The 4,435-nt window shown below is 45.5% G+C and carries 3 protein-coding genes; all 3 read left to right on the forward strand.

What is annotated here, in order from left to right; all coding sequences use genetic code 11:
* Window positions 1-654: 654 nt before the first annotated feature.
* From JCM9140_RS21530 to JCM9140_RS21540, 3 genes are read left to right on the forward strand one after another with little or no spacing between them, the layout of a single operon-like run.
* Window positions 655-1,506, forward strand: coding sequence for a 3-hydroxybutyryl-CoA dehydrogenase (locus JCM9140_RS21530; protein ID WP_034751595.1), 852 nt, complete (start codon window positions 655-657; stop codon window positions 1,504-1,506).
* A gap of 23 nt (window positions 1,507-1,529) precedes the next feature.
* A complete protein-coding gene (locus JCM9140_RS21535) occupies window positions 1,530-2,669 on the forward strand; it encodes an acyl-CoA dehydrogenase (protein WP_034751598.1) in 1,140 nt (379 codons plus the stop codon).
* Window positions 2,670-2,680: 11 nt separating this feature from the next.
* On the forward strand, window positions 2,681-3,823 hold the full coding sequence (locus JCM9140_RS21540) for an acyl-CoA dehydrogenase (protein WP_034751601.1): 1,143 nt from the start codon (window positions 2,681-2,683) through the stop codon (window positions 3,821-3,823).
* Window positions 3,824-4,435 lie beyond the last annotated feature (612 nt).

A 4,435-nucleotide genomic window follows, 5' to 3' on the forward strand; every position in this document is an offset into this window, starting at 1 on the left:
ACGGGAAAGAGGGATGCCACTGAAAAAGTGCTCGTTTACTTGGGACTTGAAAGGGAGCTTTGCCTTCGCTCCCGGGTTGGGGGGCACGCTTTCCGCAGGCGGGCGTTGAACTAACCGGCTGCGCCGGTGGATTTCAACCTGCCCTTTCCTCCTGCAGGAGTCGGCCCCCATCCCGTCCGCTTTTTTGAGAGGAACGATAAAAATTCCCTACTGTTCAACAATCTTATAACGAGTAAAAGGCATCATCGTTGATGCCACCCACTACAAAAGCTCATTGTAGTTGGATCTTAGGTAGAGAGTATGAAAAGCTAATACCAGCAGGGGAATGACACGTAGACTCCTGCGGGACCAGTGACCCACGTGTGAGACCCCGCAGGCGACAGCCGAGGAGGCTCACCGGGCACCCGCGGAAAGCGGAGTGTTATTCCCCTGCGGCAGTTAGGCACTTTTTCAGTGGCTCAAATAGAGGTAAGGGTGAGACCCAACAGACGTAGTCGAGGAGGCTCGGCACCTCCTTGCGGGTGCGAGTGGCTGTAGCGCAATGGAACGGACATGATGAATCCACTTGTTACATGCCTTGAGAAGACCGCAGATTTTCAAAAGATGAAAGTATGAAGAGAGCAACAATCATAAATCTAAAAAAGGAGCGTTCTCATGAGCATAAAAAAAGTCTTGGTAATTGGAGCTGGCCAAATGGGTTCGGGGATTGCCCAAGTTCATGCGATGGCTGGGATTGACGTTATTTTGCATGACATAAAGGAAGAGTTTGTCCAACGCGGGATTACGACCATTACAAAGAACTTAACAAGGCAAGTAGACAAAGGAAAACTTACGGAGAAAGAAAAACACCTCATTCTAAAAAGGATTCATCCTTCCACAAAACTAGAACAAGCAAGCGAAGTGGACCTCGTCATTGAGGCAGCAGTAGAAAACATGGAGATCAAGACGAAAATCTTTTCAGAGCTAGACGAAATCACATCTCCAACAACAATTCTTGCCACAAATACATCCTCCCTGCCTATCACTGAAATCGCTGCAGCGACGAACAGGCCGGAAAAGGTCATTGGCATGCACTTTATGAACCCTGTTCCCGTGATGAAATTGGTAGAAGTCATTCGTGGATTGGCAACAACAGACGAAGTGTTCAACACAATTGAAGACCTAGCAAAAAAGGTAGGGAAAACACCCGTTGAAGTAAATGATTTCCCGGGTTTTGTCTCCAATCGAATTTTAATGCCAATGATCAATGAAGCTATTTTTGCTGTTTATGAAGGGGTAGCTGAACCTAAAGCGATTGATGAAGTGATGAAGCTCGGCATGAACCATCCGATGGGGCCTCTGACGTTAGCTGATTTTATTGGACTTGATACATGCCTTTATATTATGGAAACCCTTCATGATGGCTTTGGAGATGATAAATATCGTCCGTGTCCGCTTCTGCGTAAGTATGTGAAAGCGGGTTGGCTTGGAAAAAAAACAGGGCGTGGATTTTACGAATACAACTAATGACGTTTCGGAGGTGGTTGGAAATGAATATACGTTTCACACCTGAACAAGAGATGATGCAAAAAATGGTTAAACAGTTTGCTGAGCAGCAAATTGCACCATTTGTGAAAGAAATGGAGACGAACGAAACGTTTCCAAGAGAAATCATAAGGAAGATGAGTGAGCTTGGATTAATGGGGATTCCAATTCCTGAAAAGTACGGTGGATCTGGGATGGATTTCACATCGTATATCATTGCCATACACCAACTATCAAAAGTGAGTGCAACGGTGGGAGTGATTTTATCAGTCCATACGTCAGTCGGCACGAATCCAATCTTGTATTTTGGGACAGAAGAACAAAAGAAAAAGTTTGTGCCAAAGCTAGCAGAGGGGACTTTTTTAGGAGCTTTCGGATTAACAGAACCACATGCTGGGTCAGATGCCGCTGCGTTAAAAACAACGGCTGTACGACATGGAGACCATTATATTTTGAACGGAACAAAAGTGTTTATTACAAACGGTGGAGAGGCCGATACGTATATTGTTTTTGCTGTAACAGAGCCAGGAAAAGGGGCGAAGGGAATTTCCGCATTTATCGTTGAAAAAGAAGCAGAAGGATTTCAAGTTGGCAAAAAGGAGAAGAAAATGGGCTTACATGGCTCAAACACGACAGAATTGATTTTTGACCAAGCCAAAATACCAATCGCGAATTTACTTGGTCAGGAAGGGGACGGCTTTAAAATTGCAATGGCCAATCTGGACTTTGGCCGAATTGGCATTGCCGCTCAAAGCTTAGGTATTGCTGAAGCAGCTTTGGAAGCTGCAGCTGCTTATGCAAAAGAACGAAAACAATTTGGCAAGCCAATTGAAAAGCAGCAAGCAATTGCTTTCAAACTTGCAGACATGGCAACAAATATTGAAGCTGCTAAGCTTTTAACATACCGAGCTGCTCATTTGAAAGACAATGGCAAAACATGCAGTCAGGAAGCATCAATGGCCAAATTATTTGCCTCACAAACAGCGATGAAAACAGCGATTGAAGCTGTCCAAATCTTTGGTGGGTATGGCTATACAAAAGATTACGCAGTTGAGCGCTATTTCCGCGATGCAAAAGTGTGTGAAATCTACGAAGGTACAAGTGAGATTCAAAGAATGGTGATAAGCAAACAGTTACTAAGTTAGGGGGGATTTAGGTGGATTTTTTCTTAACAGAAGAACAAAAAATGATACGAAAAATGGTGCGTGACTTTGCTGAAAAGGAAGTCGCACCAACGGCAGCAGAACGTGATGAACAAGAGCGCTTTGACCGTTCTATTTTTGATCAAATGGCTGAGCTTGGCTTAACGGGTATTCCGTGGCCAGAGAAATACGGGGGGATTGGTTCCGATTATTTGAGCTATGTCGTTGCGGTTGAAGAATTATCACGAGTATGTGCATCTACAGGTGTGACGCTATCGGCACATACGTCACTAGCGGGTTGGCCGATTTACAAATTTGGAACGGAAGAGCAGAAGCAAACGTATCTACGAGCTCTAGCAGAAGGGTCGAAAATCGGGGCTTATGCGTTAACCGAACCTGGTTCAGGATCAGATGCAGCAGCAATGAAGACAACAGCTCAAAAAGATGGTGAACACTACGTTTTAAATGGTTCAAAAATATTTATTACAAACGGTGGGGTGGCTGATATTTATGTGGTTTTTGCTGTAACCGATTCAACGCTTCGTCATAAAGGAGTTACGGCATTTATTGTAGATGCTGATTTGCCTGGTTTTTCTGTAGGCAAAAAAGAACACAAGCTAGGCATTCGCTCCTCCCCAACAACGGAGATTATATTTGAAAATTGCCGAGTCCCTGTAGCTAACCGACTTGGTCAGGAAGGGGAAGGCTTTAGCATAGCGATGATGACACTGGATGGTGGGCGAAATGGCATTGCAGCCCAAGCGGTAGGAATTGCCCAAGGCGCTCTAGATGCGTCTGTTGCCTACGCCAAACAGCGCAAGCAATTCGGCAAGGCAATTGGTTCGCAGCAAGGAATTTCTTTTAAACTTGCCGATATGGCCACAAAAATAGAAGCAAGCCGCTTATTGACCTATCAAGCCGCCTGGAAAGAAAGTGAGGGCCTACCTTACGGGAAAGAATCAGCGATGTCGAAGCTATTTGCCGGCGACACAGCCATGGACGTAACCGTAGAAGCTGTCCAAGTATTTGGAGGCTATGGCTATACAAAAGAATACCCAGTCGAACGCTACATGCGCGACGCCAAAATCACACAAATATACGAAGGAACAAACGAAATCCAACGAATCGTCATCGCAAAAATGCTGCTAGCAGACTAGGATTTTTAAATAAGGATCCGTTTTTCAATAGGTTCTTTTTTCAAGATTTATTGCAGTTAATCTCCTAGTGAAATGGAGCGGAAATCACTCAACTCCTATGGGAAATGGAGGAAATCCACTGAAAAAGTGCCTACCTGCCGCAGGGGAATAACACTCCGCTTTCCGCGGGTGCCCGGTGAGCCTCCTCGGCTGTCGCCTGCGGGGTCTCACACGTGGGTCACTGCTCCCGCAGGAGTCTCCGTGTTATTCCCCTGCTAGGGTTACTTTTACTTATCTTTAACTTGTTACTCTTTTTCATTTAAAAGTCTGGAGGTTCCCAGCAAATATTGTGGTAGTCGTTTGAATTTGCATACCAAATAACCCGAGGATTATGCAAACTTCAACCCGCGGTTCACTTTCCACAAAAGATTCACTTGTTTGGCAATGCTCTAATTCATCTGTAACGTCATTAGAATTTGTTTCTCTAAGAATTTCTATCGTTCCTCTCAATAAAGCGGACGGGATGGGGGGCCGACTCCTGCAGGAGGGAAGGGCAGGTTGAAATCCACCGGCGCAGCCGGTTAGTTCAACGCCCGCCTGCGGAAAGCGTGCCCCCCATCCCGGGAGCGAGGG

This window comes from Halalkalibacter wakoensis JCM 9140 (assembly GCF_000513095.1).
GTDB lineage: Bacteria > Bacillota > Bacilli > Bacillales > Bacillaceae_D > Halalkalibacter > Halalkalibacter wakoensis.